This is a genomic window from Nocardia higoensis NBRC 100133, from assembly GCF_000308595.1.
GTDB classification, from domain to species: Bacteria; Actinomycetota; Actinomycetes; order Mycobacteriales; family Mycobacteriaceae; genus Nocardia; species Nocardia higoensis.
This window is the reverse complement of sequence record NZ_BAGA01000112.1, coordinates 1-25,243: the sequence shown is the minus strand read 5'-3', so window position 1 is coordinate 25,243 and position 25,243 is coordinate 1. Positions and strand designations below refer to the sequence as shown.

Sequence of the window (25,243 nt, the reverse complement as noted above, 5' to 3'; positions counted from 1 at the left end):
CAGATGACTCCTCCGCGGCGACGTCGATCTCCCGATACCGGCTTCGTTCGATATCGCGACCCCGACGACGCTGTCGAGCTGGAAGTGGTGCTATGAACAGCCGTCCCGGCCCAGCGCTGCGGACAGGTCGAGCGACCTGGACAACTGATCTGATAATCGCACGGACCCGGTCGCGGCGGGATCGTTTGCGGGGAATGACCGGGCGCGATTGCCGCCGGTGATGCCGTGGGGTTGCGCGGAGCAGAATGGTCCGGGTGAACACGTGGGTCGCTCCGGGCAGGGTCAATGTCATCGGCGAGCACACCGACTACAACGACGGATTCGTCCTGCCCGTGGCGTTGCCGCTGGTGACGCGCTGCACCGCCCGCATCACCGGCGACCGGACAGCGCGGATCACGTCCCGGCAGCGTCCGGGCGAGCCGGTGACCGTCGCGCTCGACGAGATCGCCGGGGCGCGGGCGCGGATTCCGGCCTGGGCGCGCTACGTCGTCGGGGTGATCGGCGAATTCCGTGCCCGCGGGCATGCGGTGCCCGGCATCGAGATCGAGATCGACGGTGCGGTGCCGATCGGCGCGGGCCTGTCGAGTTCGGCGGCGCTGACCTGCGCTGTCGCACAGGCGATACGGGATCTCTGCGCCCCCGGGCTCGACGTGCGGGCGTTGATCGGGATCGCGGTGGCGGCCGAGAACGACTACGCGGGGGCGCCTACCGGGGTGCTCGACCAGTCGGCGGCACTGCTGTGCACGGCCGGGCACGCGCTGTTGCTGGACGTCCGCCGGTTCACCGCCGCGGGCGCGCACGGCCGGGACGGTTACCAGCAGATTCCTTTCGACTTGGCGGCCGCGGGACTGGAGTTGCTGGTGGTGGACACCGGCGAGCCGCATACGCACGCGGGCGGCGGCTACGCGCGGCGGCGGGCCGAATGCGAAGCCGCTGCGGGGGAATTGGGGGTGCGCGCGCTGCGGGATGTGGCCGATCCCGGCGATGTGAACCGGATCGACGACCCGGTGCTGCGGCGTCGCGCGCGGCATGTGGTCACCGAGAACGCGCGGGTGCTCGCGGTCGCCGACAGCTTGCGCGCGGGAGTCGATCCCCGTGTCATCGGGCCGGTCCTCACCGCGGGACACAGATCGCTACGCGACGATTTCGAGGTATCCACCCCGGCCCTGGACGAGGCGGTGGACGCCGCGCTGGCGGCGGGCGCCCACGGCGCCAGAATGGTGGGCGGCGGATTCGGCGGCAGCGCAATCGCTCTCGTGGATCGCGCGCGCTCGGCCGCCGTCGCCCTCGCGGTCGGACAACGCCTGGCGACGGCTGGACAGCCGAGACCTCGGACGTTCACGGTGGTTCCGGCGCCGGGCGCCCGATCGGCCTCGTGAGCTGCCCGGGTGGTCACATGCCGAAGCCGCGGCGCCCGGGCCGCGGCTTCGGCAGGTCCCGACCCCGTGCCGGAGTCCAGGGCCGGATCTACGCGTCCGGGCGCGGGATGTCACCGCGCCAGCCGCCGGTCTCGTACCCCTGGCTCTCGATGAACTCCTTGAAGCGCTTCATGTCCGCGCTCACCCGGTGCTTCAGCACGCCGAGCCTGTCGGCGGCGTTCTCCACGAAGCCCTCCGGGTCGACATCCATCTGCGCGGTCACCCTGGTGTGGGTGTCGTCGAGTCGGTGGAAGGTGATGACACCCGCGTGGTTGGGCCCGGAGTCGGACTTCCACGCCACGCGCTCGTCGGGATGCTGTTCGGTGATGGTGGCATCGAACTCGCGTGCCGACGGCCCGACATGGATCCGCCAGTGGGTGTGCCGGTCGTCGAGTTGGCGAACGTTCTCCACGCCCTCCATGAACTGTGGGAAGGACTCGAACTGCGTCCACTGGTTGTAAGCGGTGCGGACAGGAACGTCGACGTCCACGGTGGCGGCCATCGTGCTCATGCGAACCCCTTTCCTCGATTGCGGTTCATCGGGTCGGCTACCCGAGGTCCGACCGGGTAAACGAGACGGGTGGAGCGGTTCAGGCCAGCAAACCCGTGTGGCTGCGACCACGGACCCACCTCGGCAGCAGGGCGCCCAGGGCGACCATGCCCGCGCCGAGAACGAAGTGCAGCCAGTTGTCCGCGGTGTTGACGGGGATGAAATTGGCCGAGCTGTCCTGATCGATCACCAGCCCGTAGAGCCACAACGCCAGGTAGATGATGCCGCCGACGATCAGGTAACCCGTAGCCGTGCTCGCCGCGCGTGCGGCCAGCAGGCCCGCGACACCGAAGGCGAGATGGACCAGATTGTGCAGGATCGAGACATCGAACAAGCCGAGCAACTGCGCCTCGGAGTGATGTCCCGCCCATTCCAGGGTGTCGTAGTTCGTCGTGATACCCGGGATGAACCCGAGAATGCCGACCAGCAGGAACACCGCGCCGACGACGAATGCGGCGATACGGACCGGCGACCACTGATTCGTCCTGGTGGTGGAATCGAACGTTGCCATGACGGTGCCTTTCGTGCGGAGCGCTGCTGAGCTGCGTGGCCCCGACTTACCCGGACCCGCAGACGACAAACCCCGGTGCCCTGGGGCACCGGGGTGACGGGCGCGGATACGTCAGGACGACGCGGCGCCGAGGCGTTTCCGCAGGCCGACAAGGGTGTCGATCAGCAGGAACCCGAGCAGGCTCAGCCCGACCAGCGGCACGAACCAGCCGACGACGACGGCCACGCCGAGCAACGGCAGCACCAGCCACGGGGAACTGCCGCGCAGCACGCCGCGGCGCGGTGCCCGGCCCACCGGGCGGCGGATCGCGCCCCGCGTCGGCCTGCGCTGCCACCACATCCGGTAGCCGAGCACGATCACCACGATCAGGCCGATCATCGCGGCGAGCAGCAGCAACTGATTGGCCAGGCCGAACATCAGCCCCATGTGGAACTGGATGCCCCAGTTGGTCAGCTTGGCCATCAGTGGCCAGTCCGCGTAGTCCAGGCGATCGGTGATCGCGCCCGTGCGCCCGTCCACCGCGACCGCGTTCACCGTGTAGATCCCCGGCAACCGCCGTTCCTTCACGGCATAGGCCTTCCCGGCTTCGGCGGGCACGGCGATCTCGACCGCCTGCGTGATGCCCGCTGCCCGGGTGGCCGCGTAGGCGCGCTCGATTTCCGTTGCGCGAGAGGCGGATTCAGCCGGACCGGCGACCGTGTGCCCGCCACCGTGATGCTGGTGGTCGCCGCCGTGATCGGGCGCGGGCGCGGCCGCCTGGTCCAGGCTGGTGCTCACCGCGGGCGTGGTCCAGCTGAGCTGGGTGCGCAGGTCGGCGATATTGGCTCCGGCATAGGCCGACCAGGTCATTCCGGTCACCGACAGCAGCGCTACGAGCGGCAGGATCCACATGCCGACGGCGCCGTGCCAGTTCAGGGCGCGCAACCGCCCGGCCCTGCCGCGGTCCGGTGCCAGCAGCCAGGCCGCGGAGTTCCTCGACCGCCGGGAACGGACTCGCCGCCACCACAGCACCAGACCGGCCAGGGCCACGATCCACAGCCAGGACGCGGCCAGTTCGCTGTAGAGCCTGCCGGGCTCGCCCAGGTGCAGATCGCGGTGCAAGCGGTCGATCCAGGTGCGCAGGGGCAGCGCGCCCGAACTGCCGTATACGACCGACTCGCCGACGGGTGCGGCCGTGTAGGGGTCGACGAACACCGCCCGTCGCTCGGACTCGCCGAGTGTCGGGTCGGCGAAGAGCACCCGGGTGGTGTCGGTGGCGCCGGGGGCGGGGGAGACCGCCACCAGCGTCAGATCGGGGCGCACGGCGGTGGCGGCGTCGACCTGCTCGGCGAGCGGTCGCGCGGCGCCGCTCGCCTCGACGGTCAGCAGATCACGGGAGACGAACTGTTCGAGGGTGGGTGAGATCGCGTAGAGCGCGCCGGTGACCGCCGCGATCAGGATGAACGGCGCCACGAAGACGCCGGCGTAGAAGTGCAGTCGCATGGCCAGCGCTTGTAGCCCGCCGCGCGCCGCCGTGGTGGTCGACGCGGGCGCGGCGGCGCGCGGCCCTGTCGATGTCGGGTCCGGAGAGGTGGTGTCCGGGGAGGTGAGGCCGTCGGCCGACGCCAGCGGTTCTGTTGTGCTCACAGTCTTCTCGTTCCGATGAGAGGGTCACCCGGTATCGCCTCGCTGGTGCGCGGACACCTCCGGTGCACCGATACAGCTGTGGTGCGCGCGGACGGCGGGTGCCGTTCGGGCCGCTGCCGAGCCCTCGGCGCGCGGTGGTGCCCGGCCCGCCGACAGCGAACATCACGGTCGAACCCGCGATTCGAGAACACGAGCGTGGACATCGAGAGCGTGACAGCGACGCCGCGGTGGGCGATCCGCAAACCGCCGGCCTCGAATGATCGACCGAGGACAGCGTGCGACGAACGGGCGCGCCGAGACGGGCGCACCGGGTGAGGGGGAAATCAGGCGAAGACCGGGCGCGGCGGGGCTCGGGTGCGCAGTGACCGCGCCGCGAACACGCGCAGCACGACGCGATCGCGATACCGGGTGCGCAGCGGCGCGGGTTCGAAGAAGAACGAGGGGTGGCGCAGCGGCAGCGCCCTGGCCAGCACCGCGGTGGCGATGCGATAGGCCGCCTCCGCGCCGCGGATCACCACCGCGGCGAACACGGCCGCGACGATGTGAGCGGCCAGCATCTCCCGGCTCGGGATGGCGACGCCGTGTTGCGGATGCTCCGAGCCGAAGCCGAGAGTGACATGGCCGAGCAGCTGGCCCGCGATCAGCGCGGCGACCAGTCCCGAGGTGGTGTCGCGCAGCGGTCCGATCCCGGCGACCAACGCGCCGACGACGGCCGACGCGCCCGCGAGCAGGGTCAGCGTGGAACCACCGGGAGCGGCGGTCCCCGCGGCCCAGCCGTGCGCGGCGATGGACATCGCGCCCGAGACCGCGCCCGCCGATCCACCGCGCAGCCGCGCGAGGGCGTCACGACGCCCCGCGGCCGACGGGTGGACGGTCCTGTGCACCGGCTGATGATAGCCGACCGGCCTGCCGGTGCCCGACCCCTCTGACCAGCCGGATTCTTATTCCGAAGTACCCTGGGAACGAACGAGCGGAGCGCCCTGCTCTCCACGCTCCGCTCGTCTCGGAATTGCCTGCTCGGGCGAGCCGAGGTCAGGGATCAGGCGTTGATGTCGTACTCGACCAGCACCCGGCGCAGCAGCTTGCCGGTGGTGTTGCGCGGCAGATCGTCGAGGAAGACCACGTCGCGCGGCACCTTGTAGCGGGCGAGGTTGCTCTTGATGTAGGCCTTGATCTCTTCGGGATCGGGCTGCGGCTTGTCGGGCTCCGGCACGATGAACGCGCGCAGGCGCTTGCCGAACTCCACATCGTCGACGCCGACCACCGCCGCGTCGAACACGTCGTCGCGCTCGAGCAGCAGGTTCTCGACCTCCTGCGGGTAGACGTTCTCGCCGCCGGAGACGATCATGTCGTCGTCGCGGCCGTCGACCATCAGCAGGCCCTGGTCCTGGAAGTGCCCCATGTCGCCGGTGGACATGTAGCCGTCGATGATCTGCTTGTGCCTGCCGTCGGTGTAACCCTCGAACGGCGCGCCGCTGCGGACGAAGATCCGGCCGGTGACGTTCTTGCCGTGGATCCGCTGATCGTTCTCGTCGTAGAGCCGCACATCGCAGGTGACCGGCGGGCGGCCGACCGTGCCGGGCGCGATGGCCAGCTCGTCCGGCTTGGCGACGGTGGCGATGGCGACCTCGGTGGAGCCGTACAGGTTGTGGACCACGGGGCCGAACACCTCGGCCGCGCGGATCGACAGCTCGGGCGAGAGCGCGGAGCCGGCGAGGATGATGGCCTTCAGTGAGGAGGTGTCGTACTTGTCGTGCACCTCCTTGGGCAGCTCCACCATGCGATGCAGCATGGTGGGCACGGCCACCAGGATGTCGGCCTTGTGCTCGGCGACCATCTTCAGCGTGGCCTCGGCGTCGAAGCGGCGACGCACGACGATCTTGTTGGCCAGGATCGAGCCGATGAGCCAGGTGCCCAGGCCGGTGCTGTGGAAGATCGGCGAGACGATCACCATCGTGTCGAACTTCTGGAACGGCATCCGGTCGAGGAACTGCGCCGTGGCGAACGGCGAGACCTTGGTGCGCGGCGCGCCTTTGGGCAGGCCGGTGGTGCCGCTGGTGAGGATGATGAAGCCGCCGGGCTTGCTCGGCGGCGGCAGCTCCTCGGTGGAGTTCTCCGCGATCAGCTCGTCGAATGTCCTGGTGCCCGCGGGAATCTCGGTGCCCTCGTCGACCCAGGTCAGGTAGCGGGGCAGCTCCGGCGGCAGCGCGTCGAGCAGACCGAGGAACTCGCTGTCGTGTAAGACCGCCTGAACCTTCTCGCGCACACAGACTTCGGCGAACTGCGGCTTGGCGAAGCCGGTGTTCATGAGCGCGATGCGGGCGCCCAGCTTGCCCGCGGCGATCTTCGAGATGAGCAGGCCGCGGTGGTCGCGGGCGAGCACGGCCAGGACCGTGCCCTCGGTGATGCCCGCCGCCTGCAGGCCACGCGCCACGGCGGTGGACTGGTCGTCGAGTTCGCGATAGCTCAGCTCGCCGCGCTCGTCGACCAGGGCCGGACGATCCGGGGCGATGCGGGCGGAATGGCGGACAGCGGCTGCCTGCGGGCCCATCTCACGGACTTCCCGGAGGTTCTGCACCGTTTCCTTCGGATTGGTGAGATCGGCGATTCCGCGCGAACTCAGCAATCGCACAGCCTTGATGGTTTCCAGCGCATGCGCCAGGTTCACCACTTATACCTCCACTGAACCGTCGCGTCGGCCACGTTGCCTAGCGATTTCGAACGGCATGTGCGGCTACCGTAGCAGTAGATGGTGTGGTCGGTCACACACAAAGCCGACAAAGCGGGCGCAGTCTCTCCGTAAGTTACCTTTCGGTAAGTCGAATGGACCAAATGGTTCATCGCGCATCCGGCCGGCGTATCGAACCGAATCCGGCCGCCTGCCAGCGGCAGACGGCCGAATTCGATCGACTCTCAGTTGTAGATTGCGCCCAGTGAGGGGAAATCGATGGTTGCCCGCTGGTAGTGGAAACCGTCGGGGTGCGCCTCGTCGACCGGGACGGACCAGCGGTGCCAGAGGGTGCCGTAGACGGCGGCCACGATCAGGCCGGGGCCGGGATCGATCGGCCGGGTGCGGATGGTGGTGTCGACCGGGATGTCCTGGTGCTCGACGAGCGCCTCGGTGCCGCTGCGCCCGTTCGACAGATTCAGCCAGACCACCTCGAGCTTGGCTCCGTCCTGGTTGGGCGCGATCGTTCCGGGGCCGCCGAAGTAGCCGAACTGGAAGCCGTTGATACCCAGGGCGATCCCCGAGCCGTGCATGCCCGGAGCGGCGCCGTTGCGCCCGATGTCGGAGTTCGCCGGGATCTGGAAGACCTGAGCGGGCAGGGCGACCTCGGCGGCGCCGGGCACCTGTGGCCGAGCGGCCAGCAGGCGCTCGACCGCCGCCTCCGCGGCGGGGTCGCCCGCGGCCGCCGAGCGCAGTTGCCGCAGCGCGTCGCTCATGTCGAAGGATGTAGCAGCCGAATTGTCCGGCATGGGAACCGGATTCTCTTCGGCGGCTACAGGACCGGCGAAAACCGCTCCGAGCATCGCCGTCGTGGCGACGGCGGCGGTGAGAATTCGGGTGAACTTCGGTCGACGCATAAACCGGTCTCCTCGCGCGAATCGTTGGTCGAGCTGAGTCGTCTGTCTGGTCGAGTCGTTACATAGGACAACTTACGAAACCGAATTACCTCGTCCGATACGCCGGTAAACCGCGCTGTGCGCCGGTGTGAAACCGTGATGCGGACCTTTTCGACATTAACCGATCTCTTCCCCGTTTCCGGCGAACACGCCCCCGCCCGGCGCGCGAGTCCGGTTCCACCGCGCCGAAAACGCGAAAACCGGCGCGGGTCGAGGAGGCGACCCGCACCGGTTCCGGTAAGGCTTTCCCGGTTACTTCAGCTCGGCGCTCGTCTTGCCGAGCACCCGGCGGGCGACGATCAGCTGCTGGATCTGCTGGGTGCCCTCGAAGATGTCCAAAATCTTCGAGTCGCGGCCCCACTTCTCCAGCAACAGGTTCTCCGAGTAGCCGAGCGTGCCCGCCAGTTCGACGGCCTTGAGGGTCACATCGGTGCCGGTGCGGCCCGCCTTGGCCTTCGACATGGAGGCTTCCAGCGAGTTCGGCTTCTTGTTGTCGGCCATCCACGCCGCGCGCAGCGCGAGCAGGTAGGCGGCCTCGTAATCGGCCTCCATCCGCAGGAACTCGGCGGCAGCGGCGTGCTGGTTCATCGCCGGGGTGTCGTAGGAGACCTCGACGCCCGCCCCCTCGAGCAGGCGACGCAGTTCCTCGAGCGCGGCACGGGCCACGCCGATGGCCATCGCGGCCACCAGCGGACGGGTGTTGTCGAAGGTCTGCATGACCCCCGCGAAGCCCTTCTCCACATTGACTTCCGGGCTGCCGAGGATGTTGTCGGCCGGAATCCGGCAGTCCTGCAGCAACAGCACCGCGGTGTCGGAGGCGCGGATGCCGAGCTTGTGCTCGAGGCGGGCCACCGACAGGCCGGGCGCGTCACGGGGGACGACGAAGGACTTGATCGCCGCGCGGCCCTTGCTCTTGTCCACGGTGGCCCAGACGACGATGTGGGTGGCGCGCTGGCCGGCGGTCACGAAGATCTTCTCGCCGTTGAGAACCCATTCGTCGCCGTCGCGCACGGCGGTGGTGCTCACGGCCGCGGAGTCCGAGCCGAAGGACGGCTCGGTGATCGCCATCGCGGCCCACACCTTGCCGAAGCGCTGCAGCTGCTCGTCGGTGGACACCGCCGCGATGGCCGCGTTGCCCAGGCCCTGGTAGGGGATCGAGAGCATCAGACCGACATCGCCCCAGGATGTCTCCAGGGCGTTGAGCAGCGCGGACATATTGCCGCCGTTGTTGTTTCCGCCCTTGCCCGAGGAGTCGGCGCGGCCGCCGGTGGCGCCGCTGATCTTCTGCGTGCCGGAGTCCGACAGGCCCTCGACCATGGCGGCCATGGTGTCGAGTTCCTTGGGGTACTCGTGCTCGGCCAGGTCGTACTTGCGCGAGATGGGGCGGAAGATGTGCGCGGCCACCTGGTGCGCCTGGTTGGCGCTGGCCCGCAGCTTCTTGGGGAGTTCGAGGTTGATCATGGGGAGGGTCTCCTGGAAGAACTGATCGAGCCGGTCAGATGAGAACGACGCCCTCGGCGACGCCGATGGCCCGCAGATCGCGGTACCAGCGCTCGACCGGGTGCTCCTTGGTGAAGCCGTGCCCGCCCAGCAGCTGCACGCCGTCCAGGCCGATCTTCATGCCCTTGTCGGTGGCCAGCTTGCGCGCCAGGGCGGCCTCGCGGCCGAAGGAACGGCCCTGCTCGGCGCGGGCGGCGCCGCGCAGCGTGACCAGGCGCAGGCCGTCGAGTTCGATGGCGATGTCGGCGACCATGAAGGCCACGGCCTGCCGGTGCGAGATCGGCTCGCCGAACGCCTCGCGCTCGTTGACGTAGGGGATCACGTAATCCAGCACGGCCTGGCTCGTGCCGACCGCCAGCGAGGCCCAGCCGAGGCGGGCCAGCCGCACCGCGTCGGCGTACTCCTCGGCGCGCGCGATCGGATCGGCGTCGCCCAGCACGGCCTCGGCGGACACCGCGACATCCTCCAGGATCAGCCTGCCGAGACCGGCGGCGCGCAGGCCCATGCTCGGGTCGGCCTCCACCACCAGGCCCTGGGCGTCGGACTCGACGATGAACAGCGCCGGACGGCCGTCGAGTTCGGCGGCGATCAGGAACAGTTCGGCGTCGGCGGCCGCGGGCACCAGGCTCTTGACGCCGTTGAGGCGGTAGCCGCTGGGGGAGCGGGTGGCCTTGGTCTGCAGCGCGAACGGATCGAACAGCGGGCGCGGCTCGGCGATGACCACCGAGGCCTGCGGCACGTTATCGCCGGCGAAGGCAGGCAGGTAGGTGCGCTGCTGGGCGTCGGTGCCCCATTGCGAGAGCGCGACGGCGACGCCGCTGGGCGCCAGGATCGGCAGTGCCAGGCCCATGTCGCCGTGGGCGAGCGCCTCGGCGACCAGCGCGTTGGTGACCGCGCCGCGCTCGGTGGCCACGCCGTCGAGTTCCTCGGGCACATTGATGACCGTGATGCCGAGTTCGGCCGCGCGGGCCACCAGATCCGCGGGCGCCTTGGTCGCGGCGTCGGCCTCGGCGGCGGCCGGGCGGATGATCTCGGCGGCGAAGTCCTTCACCGTCTCGACGATCATCTGCTGATCCTCGGTCGGGGTGAGGTCGAAGAAGTCCTTGTTCTTGGTCTCGTTGTCGGGCAGCCGCTTCGGCGCGCCGTTGCCCGAGACCTTCTTGAACGCTCTGGTGGCCGCGCCGAGGGTGCGGAAGCCGCTCTTGGTGCTCTCGTAGGTGACGCGCTCGATCGGCTTGCGCAGGTTGTATTTCTCGACGAGATCGGAGCCGGTGATCGTCGTCATGACCCGCATCGCCGTGCCCATCCAGTCCCGCTTGGGCTGGTTCAGGCCGACGGCGGAGTCGTCGCTGCGTCCGTTCGCGGGACGTCGCTTCGTCGCGCTGTCTCGGGTGCTCATCATCACCTGTTTTCTGCTGGGGTGGGGTGAGGTCAGGATCGGTCGTTCTTACTCCTGAGTAATAGCAACCTTACTCCAGAGTAAGAACCGCGTCGAGTCGCCTGCCGCCACCTCGGTGCGGAACCCGTGCGGTCTTTCTGAAACAAAGACGCTTCAGAATCTTCCCGGTTCCGTTACCGTGGCCGAATCGTCCCCCTGGAACGGAGGTCTTGTCCATGAAAACTGTTGTGGTATCGGCAGGAAGACGAATAGCGGTGGTGGCGGGTCTGGCGCTCGCGGCCGGGCTCGTGTGCGCCCCCGCGCATGCGGCGCCCGGCCTGCCGCTGGTGCCGATCGAGGTGGATCTCGATCCCGGCGGGCCCCAGGTCGACTTCGGCTCGGGTGGGCCGATCTTCGATCTGGGTTCCGGCGAAGGCGGTGTCGGCGGCGACTTCGGTTCGGGCGAGGTCCAGTTCCCGCCGTCCGGTTCGTCCTCGGGCTCCGGCGGCTCCGGTTCGTCCTCGGGTTCCGGTGGGTCCGGCTCCGCCTCCGGCTCGGGTCTGCCCACCGGGTCGGCGGGCTGAGTTCCTGCCGTTTCCGCCCCGGGTCGGCGCAGCGACCCTCGGGTACCAACACCGTCGCGGATTGCGGCCGGTGTGCCGGGTGCCGGGCGAGCTGTCGGATGAGGGCAGCTCGCCTCGGGCCCGGCGATAGGTATCCACGGGCGCGTGGGTCGGCGGCGACGCGAATTCGTGGCCGATGGCAGCTACCGAACCCGCCAGCAGTAGGGCGGCGGGTCAGCCCTGCCGCAAGCGAGCCAGGGTCTCGTCGTGCAGCAGCCCGTTGGTGGCGATCGCGTCACCACCGTGCGGGCCGTCGACTCCGGCCAGCGAGGTGAACCGCCCGCCCGCCTCGCGCACCAGGATGTCCAGCGCCGCCAGATCCCACAGCGAGACCTCCGGCTCGGTCGCGATGTCGACCGCGCCCTCGGCCAGCAGGCAGTAATTGAAGAAATCGCCGTAGCCGCGCACCCGCCACACCTCGTCGGTGAGGTCGACGAACTTCTCGCGCAGGCCACGATCGCGCCAGCCGGACAGGCTGGAGAACGCCAGGCTCGCCGAGGCCAGCTCGCCCACCCGCGACACCGTGATCGGCTTGGGCGCCCCCGGATGGAAACTCGTCCACGCCCCCGACCCGCTCGCCGCCCACCAGCGCCGGGCCAGCGCGGGTGCGCTCACCACGCCGACCACCGGAACGCCGTCGGACAGCAGCGCGATCAGGCTGGCCCACACCGGCACTCCGCGCACGAAGTTCTTGGTGCCGTCGATCGGGTCGATCACCCACTGCCTGCCCGAGAAATCCGCCTCCCCGCCGAATTCCTCACCGAGCACCGCGTCGTCGGGCCGGGCATGCGAGAGCAACCGCCGGATCGACTCCTCGACGGCCAGATCCGCGTCCGAGACCGGTGTCAGATCCGGCTTCGCGTCCACCTTCAGATCGAGCGCCCCGAAGCGCGCCGTGGTGATGGCGTCGGCCTCGTCGGCGAGCCGCAACGCGAGTGCGAGATCGGAGGAGTGAGTAGCCACGGTCACTGAGCCTATCGGCCGCCCCGGCCACGCCGGTCTCCGACTCGCCCCCGCGGCCGCCGACTCGGGCGCCCGAACCTAGGCACCGACCGCTCCCGCGACCGAATCGGCCCTGGCGGCCACCAATGCGCCCGCCCACCAGTGCAATTGGTCGAGCATCCCCGAAGCCGCGGCCGCGGGCCCCTCGGGTTCGTGCAGCGCGCCTGTGTCGTCGAAGAGCAGGTAGTAGCGCGGAAATGTCACGTAGTCGCGCACCGTATGGGCGTTGAGCTCGCTGAACACCGCGCGCAGGTGCTCGATGGCGGGCAGCCCGCCGGTCGCGCCGCTGTAGCCGACGAACCCGATCGCCTTGGCGTCCCACTGCGTGAAGTGCCAGTCGATCGCGGACTTGAGCGCGGCCGGGTAGCTGCGGTTGTAGTCCGGCGTGACGATGACGAACGCGTCCGCGGCGGTCAGCCGGTCGGTCAGTGCGCGCATGCCCTCCGGTCGCGGCGGGTTCGGGTCCAGCGCGGGCGATACGGCGGGTAGCGCGTGCGGCAGCTCCATCTCGGCCAGGTCGATGACGTCGACCTCGAAGCGGCCGTCGGCGCGCGCCCGCTCGGCGAACCAGGCCGCCACCGTCGGGCCGAAACGTCCCTCCCGGACACTGCCGATGATCACCGCGAGCCTCATGTCGGATCTCCTTCTCGTTGGTCCGGCGGGCTTCGTGCTCCAGGGCTGCCCGCCGACAACGAGCGTGCCGGTCACCGGCGGCCGATGAGCAGACCGCGGTCAGGGTGGTAGCGAGAGGGCCACCATTCGCGCTGTGCGCGCTTGTAGGTTCGACAGGTGAGCGACAACGAGTTGGGTCTGTTCCTGCGCTCCCGCCGGGACACGGTCACGCCCGCCTGCGTCGGACTGCCCGCGGGGCCGCGCAGGCGCGCTCCGGGACTGCGGCGTTCGGAGCTGGCCTTGCTGGCCGGGGTCAGCGTGGAGTACCTCACCCGGCTCGAACAGGGACGCGACCGCAGGCCCTCGCCCGAGATCCTGGCCGCGCTGGCCGACGCGTTGCTGCTCACCCCGAGCGAACGGGTGCACCTGTACCGCCTCACGAAGGCCGCGGATCCGGGGTTCGCCTGTATGGGCTCGGCGCCCATGCCGAAAACGGTCCGGCCGGCCGTGCGATCGGTGCTCGATCACCTCGACCCGGCCCCGGCGGCCCTGTTCGACCGGACCGGCGAGGTACTGGCCTGCACCGACGGCTACCGGCGCCTGATGGCGCCGAGCGGGCTGTTCGACGAGGACAACGGCGGTCACCTCGCCTGGTACGTCTTCGCCGACGCGCGGGCGCGTGCGCTCTACCCCGACTGGCCGGAGGTCGCCGACCACTGGGTGGCGACCCTGAAGGAAGGTCCGTTCCGTGCCGATCCGGCTGTCGACCGGCTGGCCGAGCAGCTGACCGTGGTGGCGGGCGCGGAATTCACCCGGCGGGTGGACACCGTGCCGAGTCTGCCCGCCGCCTCCGGCATCACCAGGATGGATCACCCGGATATCGGCCCGGTGCGATTGGCCTACGAGACGCTGGACCTGTCCGCCGACGACGCACAGCGCCTGATCGTGCACCTGCCCGCCGACGAGGCGAGCGCGACCGCCCTGGACAGACTCGCGGGCCGTCGTCCCGGCGGCCTGCGCGTGGTCTCCGAGTGAGCACCCGCGGGCTCCCCGCTGTGAGCGGTTGAGGCTGCTCGGAGCGGGACCGGTAGCCTTACAGATCGTGCATCCTGACGTCTCCGCCGATATCGCCGAACTCGACGCCACCCTCAAGACGGTCGAGTCGGTCCTCGACATCGAGGAACTGCGCCGCCGCATCGACGAGCTCGAACACCAGGCCGCCGATCCGGACCTGTGGAACGACCAGGACCATGCCCAGCAGGTGACCAGCGAGCTCTCCCACGCCCAGGGCGAACTGCGCCGCGTCGAGGAGCTGCGCTCACGCCTGGAAGACCTGCCGGTGCTCTACGAGCTGGCCGAGGAGGAAGAGGGCGAGGCCAGGGTCACCGCGCTCGCCGACGCCGACGCCGAACGCGCCGCCCTGCGCACCGACGTGGAGGCGATGGAGGTGCGCACGCTGCTGTCGGGCGAGTACGACAAGCGTGAGGCGCTGGTCAACATCCGCTCCGGCGCCGGTGGCGTCGACGCCGCCGACTGGGCGGAGAAGCTGATGCGCATGTACGTGCGCTGGGCCGACCGGCACGGCTACCCGGTGGAGATCTACGACACGTCCTACGCCGAGGAAGCGGGCATCAAGAGCGCCACCTTCGCCGTCAAGACCCCCTACGCGTACGGCACCCTGTCGGTGGAGATGGGCACGCACCGGCTGGTGCGCATCAGCCCCTTCGACAACCAGGGCCGCCGCCAGACCTCCTTCGCCGAGGTCGAGGTGCTGCCGGTGGTCGAGACCACCGACCACATCGAGATCCCCGACACCGAGGTCCGCGTGGACGTCTACCGGTCCTCTGGTCCCGGTGGTCAGTCGGTCAACACCACCGACTCCGCGGTGCGCCTCACCCATATCCCGACCGGCATCGTGGTGACCTGTCAGAACGAGAAGTCGCAGCTGCAGAACAAGATCTCGGCCATGCGCGTCCTGCAGGCCAAGCTGCTCGAGCGCAAGCGCCAGGAGGAGCGCGCCCAGATGGACGCGCTCAAGACCAACGAGGGCGCGTCCTGGGGCAACCAGATGCGCTCCTACGTGCTGCATCCGTACCAGATGGTCAAGGACCTGCGCACCAACTACGAGGTCAACAATCCCAGTGCCGTTCTCGACGGCGACATCGACGGCTTCATCGAGTCGGGAATCCGCTGGCGCATGCGCGAGGCGCAGCCGAATTGATCTGCGCCACCCGGGGTTTCGGCCCCGGGACGAGTTCGGGATGTCGTCGCGCGTACCGGTGGGGTGCGCGCGAGGGTAGCCTGTCTGGCGTGTTGGTAACGGAGGGTGAAGCGGCTCGGCGATGGGTTCTGTGACGTCGCTCGCGCTGGGCGAGAGCACCACGGCGTGGTTGCGTTCCAGCGGTCTCGAGATCGTGCTGCTGATCCTCGGCGCGATGTTGTTCAGCCGGTTCGTCAGCTATGTGCGCGACCGGATCACCAGTCAGATCGACGCCGGATTCCGTGGCGGCGACGCGCTGGTGCGCACCGAGGCCGCCAAGCATCGGCACGCGCTCGCCCAGGTACTCACCTGGCTGATCCTCACCATCGCCTACGTGCTCGTCGGGGTGGAAGTGCTCCAGCGCCTCGGCTTTCAGGTGACCGGCCTGGTCGCGCCCGCCGCGGTGCTCGGCGCCGCGCTCGGTTTCGGCGCCCAGCGCGTGGTGCAGGACATTCTGGCCGGGTTCTTCCTGATCACCGAGCGCCAGTACGGCTTCGGGGATGTCGTCCGCATCTCGGTGGCCGGTTCGTCGGAAATGGCCGAGGGCACTGTCGAAGACGTCACACTGCGCATCACCACATTGCGCAATCCCGACGGCGAGGTCATCATCGTGCCGAACGGCCAGATCGTGAAAGTGACCAATCTGTCCAAGGATTGGGCGCGCGCCGCGATCGACGTCCCGGTCGCCGCGGGTGCGGATCTCACTCGGGTGAACGAGATCCTGCACCAGGTGGGCGCCGATGCCTACGCCGATCCGCGACTGGAACCGCTGCTGCTCGACCAGCCCACCGTGATGGGCGTCGAAGACCTTGCCATGGACAAGATGAACATTCGCATGGTCGCGCGCACGCTGCCCGGCAAACAGTTCGAGGTCAGCCGGGAACTGCGAGTGCGGGTGGCCTCGGCATTGCGCCGGGAGGGTATGAGTGAAGCTTCATAAGAGAGAGATCGTGACCGGGGGCAAGCCCCGCAAATCGACGGCGATGCTGGCACTGGCCTGGATCGGCGTCTTCGTGCTGTATCTGTTCGTCAAGCCGGAGGATCAGGCCGGGACCACCGTTCTGCCGCTGAGCGGCCTGTTGCCCGCCGCCGTCACCCAGAGTGAGCCCGCCCCGGCCACGCCGGGAGAGTAGCGCTCACCGCCCGGGGCCGGACCCGGCCCGCTGGCTACACTGGCTCCCCGTGATCACCATGCGGAACGTCACCAAGTCGTACAAGACGTCGACGCGACCCGCGCTGGACAACATCACGGTGGATGTGGACAAGGGCGAGTTCGTCTTCATCATCGGACCGTCCGGTTCAGGGAAGTCGACGTTCATGCGCCTGCTGCTCAAAGAGGAGGCGCCGACCTCCGGCGAGATCCAGGTCTCCGACTTCCGGGTCGACAAGCTGCCCGGCCGCAAGGTGCCCAAACTGCGTCAGCGCATCGGCTGCGTCTTCCAGGACTTCCGGCTGCTGCAGCAGAAGACCGTGCAGGAGAACGTGGCCTTCGCCCTCGAGGTGATCGGCAAGCGCCGCCAGTTCATCGAGCGCACCGTGCCCGAGGTGCTCGACATGGTCAATCTCGGCGGCAAGGCCGACCGGCTGCCCGGCGAGCTCTCCGGCGGCGAGCAACAGCGGGTGGCGATCGCCCGCGCGTTCGTGAACCGGCCGCTGGTCCTGCTCGCCGACGAGCCGACCGGCAATCTCGATCCCGACACCAGCGGCGACATCATGATGCTGCTCGAGCGGATCAACCGCACCGGCACCACGGTGCTGATGGCGACCCACGACAACCACATCGTCGACGCCATGCGCAAGAGAGTGGTCGAACTCGATCACGGCAGGCTGGTGCGCGACGACGCGACCGGCGTCTACGGGGTGGGGCGATAATGCGCGCGAGTTTCCTGTTCGGCGAGGTCGGCGCGGGTCTGCGCCGCAACCTGACCATGACCATCGCGATGATCCTGACCACCGCCGTCTCGCTGGCCATGCTCGGCGGCGGCCTGCTCTCGGTGCGGATGGCCGACAAGACCGAGGCGTACTTCACCGGCCGCCTCGAGGTGCGCTTCTATCTCGACGAGAACATCTCGAACAACGACCCGGACTGCGCGGCCGAGCCGTGCAGCTCACTGCTGGCCGATATGAAGGCCACCTCCGGCGTGGAGAGCGTGCAGTTCCTCAACCGCGCCGCCGCCCTGGAGGAGGCCAAGAAGCTCTTCGAGGACCAGCCGGAGATGGTGCAGTACATCTCCGAGACGCCGCTGCCCGCCTCGATGCGGGTGAAGATGACCGACGGCGGCCAGTACGAGCACATCTACCAGACCTTCGCCGACCGCGAGGGCGTGCGCACCGTCGCCAACGACAGCGAGTTCGTCGACCGGCTGCTGCGCCTGTTCGACGGATTGCGCAACGCGGCGTTCGGCTTGGCGGTGGTGATGGCGCTGGCCGCGCTGCTGCTCATCGCCAACATGATGCAGATCGCGGCGTTCACCCGGCGCACGGAAGTCGGCATCATGCGCCTCGTCGGCGCCACCCGCTGGTATACCCAGCTACCGTTCCTGCTCGAGGCGGTGGTGGCCGCTGTGGTCGGCTCGTTGCTGGCCGTCTGCGGGCTGCTGATCGCTCGTCCGCTGGTCATCGACCGGGCGCTGGGCCCGCTGTTCGACAGCAATGTCTTCCCGCGGATCACCGGCGACGACATCGCGGTGGTCGCGCTGACCATCGCGCCCATCGGCGTGGTGGCCGCCGGGATCGCCGCCTATGCGACGCTGCGCTATTACGTGCGCGAATGAGGCAAAGGAGACCGTCCATCCACATGTGCGCAACTGCGCCACATCGGCCGCGATCCGGGCCCGCGCGGGCCGCGGCTGTCGGGCGGCGCTCGTAGGATGGGCCGCGTGGATCACCCCGAAGATCAGCCACTCGGCGAGAGCGCGTCGCAGCCCGGAATCGGTGCGGCACAAGAGGTTCTGCGGCGCGTGTTCGGCTACGACGATTTCCGCGGCGACCAGGCCGCCATCGTCGAGCATGTCATCTCCGGCGGCGACGCCCTGGTGCTGATGCCGACCGGCGGCGGCAAATCGCTGTGCTACCAGGTGCCTTCGCTGGTCCGCCGCGGAGTCGGAGTGGTCGTCTCGCCGCTGATCGCGCTCATGCAGGACCAGGTCGACGCGCTCAGCGCGCTCGGCGTGCGGGCCGGCTTCCTCAATTCCACCCAGTTCCCCGACGAACGCGCGACCGTGGAGGCGCAGTTCCTCGCCGGCGAACTCGACCTGCTCTATCTCGCGCCCGAACGGCTGCGTCTGGAGTCCACCGCCCGGCTGCTCGAGCGCGGCGAGATCGCGCTGTTCGCCATCGACGAGGCGCACTGCGTCGCCCAGTGGGGTCACGACTTCCGCCCCGACTACCTGGCGCTGTCGGTGCTGCACGAGCGCTGGCCGGACGTGCCGCGCATCGCGCTCACCGCGACCGCCACCGAGAAGACCCGCGACGAGATCATCCACCGCCTCGACCTCGGGTCGGCCCGGCGCTTCGTGGCCAGCTTCGACCGGCCCAACATCCAGTACCGCATCGAGCCGAAGAACCGGGCCGACCGGCAACTGCTCGACTTCATCCGCACCGAGCACTCCGGCGACGCGGGCATCGTCTACTGCCTGTCACGTAATTCGGTGGAGAAGACCGCGGCCTTCCTCAACGAGAACGGCATCGCCGCGGTGCCCTACCATGCGGGCCTGGACAACCGCACCCGCGCGAACAACCAGTCCCGGTTCCTGCGCGAGGACGGCCTGATCGTGGTCGCCACCATCGCCTTCGGCATGGGCATCGACAAGCCCGACGTGCGCTTCGTCGCGCACTTGGACCTGCCGAAATCGGTGGAGGGCTACTACCAGGAGACCGGCCGCGCGGGCCGCGACGGTCTGCCCTCGACGGCCTGGATGGTCTACGGCCTCAACGACGTGGTCCAGCAGCGCAAACTCATCGACGGCTCCGAGGGCGACGCGGCCCATCGCAGGCAGTTGCAACTGCACTTGGACGCGATGCTCGCGCTGTGCGAGACCGTCGACTGCCGCCGCGCCCAGCTGCTGGCCTACTTCGGCCAGTCCGGCACCGGCTGCGGCAACTGCGACACCTGCCTGAACCCGCCCGAGTCCTGGGACGGCACGGTCGCGGCCCAGAAGCTGCTCTCGGCGGTACTGCGCCTGGAGCGCGAACGCGGGCAGAGTTTCGGCGCGGGCCACGTCATCGACATCCTGCTCGGCAAACAGAGCCCGAAGGTGCAGCAGTACGAGCACAACGCGCTGAAGGTGTTCGGCGTCGGCGCGGACCTGCGCGACACCGAGTGGCGTGGCGTGGTGCGCCAGCTGCTGGCCCAGGGACTGCTCGCGGTGAGCGGCGACTACGGCGTGCTCACCCTGACGCCGGACAGCGAGGAAGTGCTGTTCCGCGGTCGTCAGGTGCGCCTGCGCCGTGAACCCGAGCGGCCGGTGCGGCAACCCCGCGGTGCCAAGGGACGCACGGTCGCCGCCGACCTGCCGCCGGCCGATGTCGCGGTCTTCGAGAAGCTGCGCGAATGGCGCGCCGCCACGGCGAAGGAGCAGGGCGTGCCCGCCTACGTCGTCTTCCACGACACGACGCTGCGCGAGATCGCCGCCCGCAAGCCGGCGAGCCTCGCCGAGCTGGGCGGCGTCGGCGGCGTCGGCGAGAACAAGCTCGCCAAGTACGGCGAGCAGGTGCTCGAGGTGCTCGCCGCGGCGTGAATCCGCCCGAATGCGGGCTTCGGCCTGCACCGGGCGCGGAGATCAGCGAGGATGTGGCGGGGTTGCCCCGGGACACACGGATGGAGGTCGGTGGATGAGTGACGTACCGGGCATCGGACGCAGGCAACTGCTGGCCGGCGCGGGCGCGCTGGCAGCGGGCGCGGGACTGCTGGGGCTGACTCCGGCCCACGCGGTGCCGGTGGACGACGGCGTCACCAAGTTCCCCCTGCCCACCGGCGGTGGTTCGCTCCGGGTGCTGGTCACCGGCGACGCGGGCACCGGAACCCGCACCCAGTGGGCGGTCGCCGACGCGGCCAGGGCATTCCACGCCCGCGAGCCCTTCGACCTGGCCCTCGGTCTCGGCGACAACATCTACGAAACAGGCCCGACCACCGACAACGACATCCAGTTCAAGAGCAAGTTCGAGGAACCCAACTCCGGCCTGGACTTCCCATGGCTGATGACCTTGGGCAACCACGACAACAGCGCGATCTTCCCCGGCGATGGCGGCTGGCTGCTGCGCGGCGATCTCGAGGTCGGCTACCACGCGCACTCGCCGCGCTGGTGGATGCCGAGCCGCTACTACTCGGTGCGGGTGCCCGAGCCCGAGCCGCTGGTCGAATTCTTCGTGCTCGACCTCAACCCGCTGGCCGCCTATATTCCGCCGCTCCTGTCTCCGTACTGGTCCGTCGACGGCGAATACATGAACGAGCAGCGCGCCTGGCTCGACCGGGCGCTGGCCGAATCACCCGCGCGCTGGAAGATCGTCTGCACCCATCACCCGTATCTGAGCAACGGCTCGCACGGCAACGCCGGCCGCTACGAGGGCATCGACGTCGAGCCGCTCAACGGCGTGCACGTGCGGCGTTTCTTCGAGGACCACGTACTCGGCCTGTGCCAGTTCGTCCTGTCCGGCCATGATCACTGCCTGCAGGTGCTCGAACCGACCACGGCCTCCAAGGGCACCCGCCAGATCGTGTCCGGCGCGGGGAGCAAGACGGGCGGGTCGTGGGCGCCCGACGCGCGCGACGACACCCCCGCGTTGTTCCAGACCTTCCATCAACTCGGTTTCATGATCATGGAATTCGACGCCGGAGGCGTCGAACTACGCGTGGTGACGGTTGATCCCGGCAATGGCGCCGCCGCGGAGGAGTTCCGCCGGAAACTGGCCTGAGCGAGTCGATTTGCGGCCTCGCGACATCACCGAATGACAACGCCCGGTGCGCTGCGGGCGCGTGTCTCCGGTCACGGCACTACCGTGCAGGTATGCCTCCCGGTGACGAGTCCTCCGGCGAAGAAGAGTCCGAACGGCCGGGTCCGGAACCCGCCGCGGATCCCCCGGAGCCGACGCGACCCCGCTCGGCGGATCCCGCCGTGGATTCGGTGTGGCTCGGCCGCAGGCGCCCGGCGCGCCCGCTCGGCAGACCCCGGCTGACCACGGTGCTCATGGTCACCGCGTTCACCGGTCTGCTCGTGCTCTACTTCATCGTCCATCCCGGCTGAGCGGCCCGCCGGCCGCGCCTCGGGCAGGAGGCGGGAATAATCCGGTTGCCGCGTCACTTAGAGTTGACCGTTATGAAGGAGAAGGGGCGAAAGGTCATCGCGACCAACCGCCGGGCGCGGCACAACTACACGATCCTCGACACCTACGAGGCGGGGATCGCGCTGGTCGGCACCGAGGTCAAGAGCCTGCGAGAGGGCAAAGCCTCGTTGGTCGACGCCTTCGCGACGGTCGACAACGGCGAGGTGTGGCTGCGCGGCCTGCACATCCCCGAATTCAGTCACGGCACCTGGACCAATCATTCACCGCGCCGGGTGCGGAAGCTGCTGTTGCACAAGCGTGAGATCGAACGCCTCGTCGGCAAGTCCAGGGAGGGCAACCAGACGCTGGTGCCGTTGTCGATGTACTTCTCCGACGGCAAGGTGAAGGTCGAACTCGCGCTCGCCCGCGGTAAGCAGGATTACGACAAGCGCCAGGATCTGGCCAGGCGGACCGCCGAACGTGAGGTCACCCGCGAGCTCGGCCGCCGCATCAAGGGGATGAAATCCTAGCCGGGCCGCGGCCCACGCGTCGGTTCGTCACAATCTCGCGCACGGGCCGTTGAAGGTGACCCGGTCCAGCGTCGCGCCCTGATACCAGGCGGCGACCGTGCGCGAACCCAGCGGTGCGGCCGGGTCGGGCATGCTGATCACCGCGCGCTCGTTCCTCGGATCCGGGTCCACCCCGTACTCCCGATCCGGCGCCATCCCTTCCGAGCTCGCGACCAGGCCGATCATCGCCCGCCGCAGCGCCGCCCGGTTGAGCGTGCCCTCCTCCGAAGCCCGCGTGAGCAGCGCCTTCACCGGATACGAGCTGGCCCAGCCGAGGTTGTACCCCCAGTTCGACGGCTCCTGTGGTGAGGCGGCGCGTGCCTTGGCCGCGCCCTGGCTGGTCCCGTCCCAGCCGTCGTAGGGCGAGGTGTAGTTGTAGAGCGCGGTGATCGGCTCGGCGGCCGCCGACTGCAGCAACGCCCGGTTCCAGGTCGGCGTGGAGCCGAGGAATCTGCCCCGATAGCCGGCCGTGACCAGCTTGCCGACGATTTCCGCCGTCTCGCTCGGTCCGGTGGCCAGCACCACCACATCCGGTTGCGCCGCCATGATCGCCGCGACCGGCGCGTCCTGGTTGCCGACCTCGGTGTTCGGCCCGGTGTCGACGCGGGCGGCGACCGGTATGCCGTTCGCGGCGGCCCACTTCATCGCGCCCGCCGCGTAGTCGCCGCCGTACTGCCCCCGAAAGGCCACGATGCCGATCCCGCTGGGCAGATAGTGCGCGGCGCTGAACCAGTCCAGCCCGAGTATCGCCTCCGCGCAGTAGGAGTAGCCGTAGTCCAGGACCAGGTTCCGGTCGGTGGCGCTGTACTGCCAGCCCGACCACAATGTGCCCGCACCGGTGATCACGCCGTCGGCCTCCATGTCCGGCAGTACCGAGACCGTGTGCGAGGTGCCCAGGCTCATCGCCAGCGCCAGCACGTGCGGTTCGATCCGCTCGTACTCCGCGCGATGACGCTGCGGGTCATAACCGGTGTTCTTGGCGTAGGTGGTGATATCGATCTCGTATCCGCCGATCCCGCCGGACTCGTTGACCTCCCGCCAGAACGCTCGCTGGCCGTCGTCGATGGATTTGCCGAGGGCGCTGAACGGCCCGTCGGCCAGGTCCGAGAGCACCCCCAGATACACGCATCCCTTGGTCTCGTCGACCGCCTGCGGGCACGGCTCGCCCGTCACGCCGGGACCTGCCTGCCCGGTGGCCTCGGAACACCCGCTGACCAGCAGCGACCCGATGATCATCCCGGCAACGGCGGTGCGGAGCAGAGGGCGTCGACCGCCGGACATACGCATCTATGACTTCCTACTCTTGCCACCGGGGTCCTCGGCTGTCTCCCGGGGCCGATCGAGAAGATACCCAACGGTTGCCGGACCGGGAAAGCAGCGTGACAGGTTTGTGATTCGCAGGGGAATGCGCCTGTTCGCCGGTCCCGCATCGTGTGATGCTCGACACCGCCCCGGTGGCCGGGAAATCGGGATGATTCGCCGCGAGCTCGGTGTTAAAGTAGGCAGTCCGCAAGGTGCGGAACGTGCGGGGCTGAACGGTTTCGACTGCGTACGTTGATTCAGGGGAAGCGTGTCGGTGCAGGCAAGAGACCACCGTAAGCGTCGTTGCAACCAATTAAGCGCCGATTCTCATCAGCGCGAGTACGCTCTCGCTGCCTAAGCGATAGCGTCTCTGTCGGCCCGGGATAAGCCCTCGGTCCCGGTGCCGGCATCAGCTAGAGGGCTCACCGTCCGCCTCGGTCGCGGAGATGGGCGGGACATCCAACAGCGACTGGGATCGTCATCTCGGCTTGTTCGCGTGACCGGGAGATCCGAGCAGAGACACAGCGAACTGCACACGGAGAAGCCCTGAAGACGCGGCGGAGGACCCGGGTTCGATTCCCGGCAGCTCCACTCGAGGCCCCTCACCTGTTGCCCAGGTGAGGGGCTTTTTCATACCCCTGACCCGGAGTCGACGGCCCGCCTGGTGCGCTTGCGCCACGTCGATCGGCTGTCGCCGTGACCGTCGACGTCTGTCGGAGTCGTGGCGACGGTCACCATGAGTATCGAGGTCGACGCCGTGTCGGTGTCCGAGATGTCGCGCAGTCGGGGGTCTCTCTCAGGGCCTCGGGTACGGATCCACGTCGCGCAGCCGTTGCCGGTGGATTCGTTGCAGCTCACCGGCACGGGTGAGAAAGTCCGCGATCAGGTCGCGTTCGGCGGAGTCGTACCAGCTCAGCAACATCTTGTAGCGCTCGACGATCATGGGGGTGACGAGTTCCCGTACACGATGGGTCGCGAGCTCGGTGGCCATCACGATCACGCGACGACGATCGGTCGGGTGCAGCGAGCGGGCGATGTAGCCCTGCTTTTCCAGCCGGTTGAGCATGATCGTGACGCCGGCGGCGGTGAGACCGAGGCGTTCGGCCAGCATTCCCGGCGTCGTGGACTTCTCGTCCTCGAGCAGGACGATCTCCAGTGCACGTCGATCTGTCTCGTTCACACCCAGCACTCTGATCAATTCGCGGATCAGATCCTCGACGGTGCCGTGATAGAACTCCAGGGCCCTTTTGAGCTCGACCGAGATCCGGGCGGGTTCGCTTGTTCTCGAACACACAGGCTTTCCCCTCGATCATGTGAAGATGAAATCGCTCAGCAGCAGTCACCGATCAGGTCGTGCCCGCTTGACGATCGCCCGATTCCGTCCGGGGAGTCAGGGAGTTGGGTGGCCTCGGCGAATGCCGCGGTCCGCAGTGGGGCCACCCGGTGCGAGGGCGACGGGGGAATCGCGAGGGCGTGCCATGGTCTTTCCTGGGCGCGGAAGGCATCGCCGCCGGACGATTGAAGCGGGCATGTGGGCTCCTCTCAATCGATTGGCCGACAGCCTGTACCGCGGCTGACGAACATCACGAAAGCGGGCACTGTTCCGGCCGTCGAAGCGACCGTGATCGGTGTCGGACATGCACTGTACGACACCGCGACCGATGCGATACTGTGCATCGTAGAATTCGTGCAAATACACCAAACCTGAAGCGGCGCAACCACTGTCGGAATCAGAGGTTGCCAGGCCCCGCGGCGGGGCCTGGACCGGGTTGCCGGCGCAACCCGGTCCAGGCATGTTCACCACACGCCGCCGGCGCGGATGCCGGTCGTGATGTCGTGGCGGCTGTGCGCGGGCTCAGCTCACAGTTGTGGTGGTGAGGGTCGGGGACGGGTTCGGGTAGCACGACGTCGCGACATTGCCGACCAGGGAGACGTTGGTCGTCATGGTCATGCCGGGATTGGTGTAGCTGGTCCCCGCGTACTTGCTGGTGATCGGTGTTCCGGCGG

The 25,243-nt window shown here is 68.8% G+C and carries 24 protein-coding genes and 1 other RNA gene; 13 read left to right on the top strand and 12 right to left on the bottom strand.

The genetic code is table 11. From position 1 onward, the window contains the following. The first annotated feature begins 254 nt into the window (after positions 1-254). On the top strand, positions 255-1,379 hold the full coding sequence (gene galK, locus ON26_RS20550) for a galactokinase (protein WP_040797871.1): 1,125 nt from the start codon (positions 255-257) through the stop codon (positions 1,377-1,379). Positions 1,380-1,467: 88 nt separating this feature from the next. Here the strand turns inward: galK and ON26_RS20545 are convergent, their stop codons facing one another. The 8 genes from ON26_RS20545 to ON26_RS20510 form a co-directional block, all read right to left on the bottom strand. Beyond that, complete coding sequence (locus tag ON26_RS20545) at positions 1,468-1,929, bottom strand: SRPBCC family protein (RefSeq protein WP_040797849.1); 462 nt, start codon at positions 1,927-1,929, stop codon at positions 1,468-1,470. A 79-nt stretch (positions 1,930-2,008) separates the two neighbouring features. Further along, positions 2,009-2,479, bottom strand: a complete 471-nt coding sequence (locus ON26_RS20540) for a DUF4383 domain-containing protein (RefSeq protein WP_040797848.1) — start codon at positions 2,477-2,479, stop codon at positions 2,009-2,011. Between the two features lie 111 nt (positions 2,480-2,590). After that, a complete protein-coding gene (locus ON26_RS20535; RefSeq protein ID WP_083884245.1) occupies positions 2,591-3,961 on the bottom strand; it encodes a PepSY-associated TM helix domain-containing protein in 1,371 nt (456 codons plus the stop codon). A gap of 467 nt (positions 3,962-4,428) precedes the next feature. Then, positions 4,429-4,989 carry a hypothetical protein gene (locus ON26_RS20530; protein WP_040797846.1) on the bottom strand — a complete coding sequence of 187 codons (561 nt, stop codon included), beginning with the start codon at positions 4,987-4,989 and terminating at the stop codon, positions 4,429-4,431. Between the two features lie 155 nt (positions 4,990-5,144). Continuing rightward, positions 5,145-6,773, bottom strand: a complete 1,629-nt coding sequence (locus ON26_RS20525; protein WP_040797845.1) for an acyl-CoA synthetase — start codon at positions 6,771-6,773, stop codon at positions 5,145-5,147. A 245-nt stretch (positions 6,774-7,018) separates the two neighbouring features. Then, positions 7,019-7,690 (bottom strand): hypothetical protein, encoded by a 672-nt coding sequence (locus ON26_RS20520; protein WP_040797844.1) that lies wholly within the window; start codon positions 7,688-7,690, stop codon positions 7,019-7,021. Between the two features lie 291 nt (positions 7,691-7,981). Further along, entirely contained in the window at positions 7,982-9,190 is a 1,209-nt protein-coding gene (locus ON26_RS20515) for an acyl-CoA dehydrogenase family protein (RefSeq protein WP_040797843.1), read from the bottom strand. 34 nt (positions 9,191-9,224) lie between these two features. Further along, the gene (locus ON26_RS20510) at positions 9,225-10,634 is read right to left on the bottom strand and encodes an acyl-CoA dehydrogenase family protein (protein ID WP_174375422.1); all 1,410 of its coding nucleotides are present in this window, start codon (positions 10,632-10,634) and stop codon (positions 9,225-9,227) included. A 209-nt stretch (positions 10,635-10,843) separates the two neighbouring features. On the opposite strand from ON26_RS20510, the gene ON26_RS31740 reads away from it, so the two are divergent. Further along, the gene (locus tag ON26_RS31740) at positions 10,844-11,191 is read left to right on the top strand and encodes a hypothetical protein (RefSeq protein WP_157171964.1); all 348 of its coding nucleotides are present in this window, start codon (positions 10,844-10,846) and stop codon (positions 11,189-11,191) included. Between the two features lie 213 nt (positions 11,192-11,404). On the opposite strand, the gene hisN is transcribed toward ON26_RS31740, so the two are convergent. Next, complete coding sequence (gene hisN / locus ON26_RS20500; protein ID WP_040797870.1) at positions 11,405-12,193, bottom strand: histidinol-phosphatase; 789 nt, start codon at positions 12,191-12,193, stop codon at positions 11,405-11,407. Positions 12,194-12,271: 78 nt separating this feature from the next. Continuing rightward, complete coding sequence (locus ON26_RS20495; protein WP_040797840.1) at positions 12,272-12,865, bottom strand: NADPH-dependent FMN reductase; 594 nt, start codon at positions 12,863-12,865, stop codon at positions 12,272-12,274. Positions 12,866-13,021: 156 nt separating this feature from the next. On the opposite strand from ON26_RS20495, the gene ON26_RS20490 reads away from it, so the two are divergent. From ON26_RS20490 to smpB, 10 genes are all read left to right on the top strand, one after another. Further along, positions 13,022-13,879 (top strand): helix-turn-helix domain-containing protein, encoded by an 858-nt coding sequence (locus tag ON26_RS20490; protein ID WP_040797839.1) that lies wholly within the window; start codon positions 13,022-13,024, stop codon positions 13,877-13,879. A gap of 67 nt (positions 13,880-13,946) precedes the next feature. Next, a complete protein-coding gene (gene prfB, locus ON26_RS20485; RefSeq protein ID WP_040797838.1) occupies positions 13,947-15,065 on the top strand; it encodes a peptide chain release factor 2 in 1,119 nt (372 codons plus the stop codon). Positions 15,066-15,186: 121 nt separating this feature from the next. Beyond that, positions 15,187-16,044 (top strand): mechanosensitive ion channel family protein, encoded by an 858-nt coding sequence (locus tag ON26_RS20480; protein ID WP_040797837.1) that lies wholly within the window; start codon positions 15,187-15,189, stop codon positions 16,042-16,044. A gap of 10 nt (positions 16,045-16,054) precedes the next feature. Continuing rightward, on the top strand, positions 16,055-16,237 hold the full coding sequence (locus tag ON26_RS33530; RefSeq protein ID WP_157171963.1) for an Rv3103c transmembrane domain-containing protein: 183 nt from the start codon (positions 16,055-16,057) through the stop codon (positions 16,235-16,237). A gap of 49 nt (positions 16,238-16,286) precedes the next feature. Then, positions 16,287-16,976 carry a cell division ATP-binding protein FtsE gene (ftsE, locus tag ON26_RS20475; RefSeq protein WP_040797836.1) on the top strand — a complete coding sequence of 230 codons (690 nt, stop codon included), beginning with the start codon at positions 16,287-16,289 and terminating at the stop codon, positions 16,974-16,976. Beyond that, positions 16,976-17,878 (top strand): permease-like cell division protein FtsX, encoded by a 903-nt coding sequence (ftsX, locus tag ON26_RS20470; RefSeq protein ID WP_040797835.1) that lies wholly within the window; start codon positions 16,976-16,978, stop codon positions 17,876-17,878. Before ftsE ends, ftsX begins: the two co-directional genes overlap by 1 nt. A gap of 105 nt (positions 17,879-17,983) precedes the next feature. Continuing rightward, positions 17,984-19,843, top strand: a complete 1,860-nt coding sequence (recQ, locus tag ON26_RS20465) for a DNA helicase RecQ (RefSeq protein ID WP_040797869.1) — start codon at positions 17,984-17,986, stop codon at positions 19,841-19,843. Between the two features lie 94 nt (positions 19,844-19,937). Beyond that, a complete protein-coding gene (locus ON26_RS20460; RefSeq protein WP_040797834.1) occupies positions 19,938-21,017 on the top strand; it encodes a metallophosphoesterase in 1,080 nt (359 codons plus the stop codon). Positions 21,018-21,109: 92 nt separating this feature from the next. Continuing rightward, positions 21,110-21,346 carry a WLR motif membrane protein gene (locus ON26_RS20455; RefSeq protein WP_040797833.1) on the top strand — a complete coding sequence of 79 codons (237 nt, stop codon included), beginning with the start codon at positions 21,110-21,112 and terminating at the stop codon, positions 21,344-21,346. A 72-nt stretch (positions 21,347-21,418) separates the two neighbouring features. After that, a complete protein-coding gene (smpB, locus tag ON26_RS20450; protein ID WP_040797832.1) occupies positions 21,419-21,895 on the top strand; it encodes an SsrA-binding protein SmpB in 477 nt (158 codons plus the stop codon). A 27-nt stretch (positions 21,896-21,922) separates the two neighbouring features. On the opposite strand, the gene ON26_RS20445 is transcribed toward smpB, so the two are convergent. After that, complete coding sequence (locus tag ON26_RS20445) at positions 21,923-23,221, bottom strand: ABC transporter substrate-binding protein (RefSeq protein WP_040797831.1); 1,299 nt, start codon at positions 23,219-23,221, stop codon at positions 21,923-21,925. A gap of 240 nt (positions 23,222-23,461) precedes the next feature. On the opposite strand from ON26_RS20445, the gene ssrA reads away from it, so the two are divergent. Further along, positions 23,462-23,830, top strand: a transfer-messenger RNA (tmRNA) gene (gene ssrA / locus ON26_RS32470). Between the two features lie 202 nt (positions 23,831-24,032). On the opposite strand, the gene ON26_RS20440 is transcribed toward ssrA, so the two are convergent. Further along, positions 24,033-24,530 carry a MarR family winged helix-turn-helix transcriptional regulator gene (locus tag ON26_RS20440; RefSeq protein ID WP_040797830.1) on the bottom strand — a complete coding sequence of 166 codons (498 nt, stop codon included), beginning with the start codon at positions 24,528-24,530 and terminating at the stop codon, positions 24,033-24,035. Positions 24,531-25,243 lie beyond the last annotated feature (713 nt).

What these genes read in the sequence shown, in the direction of transcription:
- ON26_RS20545 (WP_040797849.1), bottom strand. Translation starts at nt 1,929, where the DNA reads ATGAGCACGATGGCCGCCACCGTGGACGTCGACGTTCCTGTCCGCACC.
- ON26_RS20540 (WP_040797848.1), bottom strand. Translation starts at nt 2,479, where the DNA reads ATGGCAACGTTCGATTCCACCACCAGGACGAATCAGTGGTCGCCGGTC.
- ON26_RS20535 (WP_083884245.1), bottom strand. Translation starts at nt 3,961, where the DNA reads ATGCGACTGCACTTCTACGCCGGCGTCTTCGTGGCGCCGTTCATCCTG.
- ON26_RS20520 (WP_040797844.1), bottom strand. Translation starts at nt 7,690, where the DNA reads ATGCGTCGACCGAAGTTCACCCGAATTCTCACCGCCGCCGTCGCCACG.
- ON26_RS20515 (WP_040797843.1), bottom strand. Translation starts at nt 9,190, where the DNA reads ATGATCAACCTCGAACTCCCCAAGAAGCTGCGGGCCAGCGCCAACCAG.
- ON26_RS31740 (WP_157171964.1), top strand. Translation starts at nt 10,844, where the DNA reads ATGAAAACTGTTGTGGTATCGGCAGGAAGACGAATAGCGGTGGTGGCG.
- ON26_RS20495 (WP_040797840.1), bottom strand. Translation starts at nt 12,865, where the DNA reads ATGAGGCTCGCGGTGATCATCGGCAGTGTCCGGGAGGGACGTTTCGGC.
- ON26_RS20480 (WP_040797837.1), top strand. Translation starts at nt 15,187, where the DNA reads ATGGGTTCTGTGACGTCGCTCGCGCTGGGCGAGAGCACCACGGCGTGG.
- ftsX (WP_040797835.1), top strand. Translation starts at nt 16,976, where the DNA reads ATGCGCGCGAGTTTCCTGTTCGGCGAGGTCGGCGCGGGTCTGCGCCGC.
- ON26_RS20460 (WP_040797834.1), top strand. Translation starts at nt 19,938, where the DNA reads ATGAGTGACGTACCGGGCATCGGACGCAGGCAACTGCTGGCCGGCGCG.
- ON26_RS20455 (WP_040797833.1), top strand. Translation starts at nt 21,110, where the DNA reads ATGCCTCCCGGTGACGAGTCCTCCGGCGAAGAAGAGTCCGAACGGCCG.
- smpB (WP_040797832.1), top strand. Translation starts at nt 21,419, where the DNA reads ATGAAGGAGAAGGGGCGAAAGGTCATCGCGACCAACCGCCGGGCGCGG.
- ON26_RS20445 (WP_040797831.1), bottom strand. Translation starts at nt 23,221, where the DNA reads ATGCGTATGTCCGGCGGTCGACGCCCTCTGCTCCGCACCGCCGTTGCC.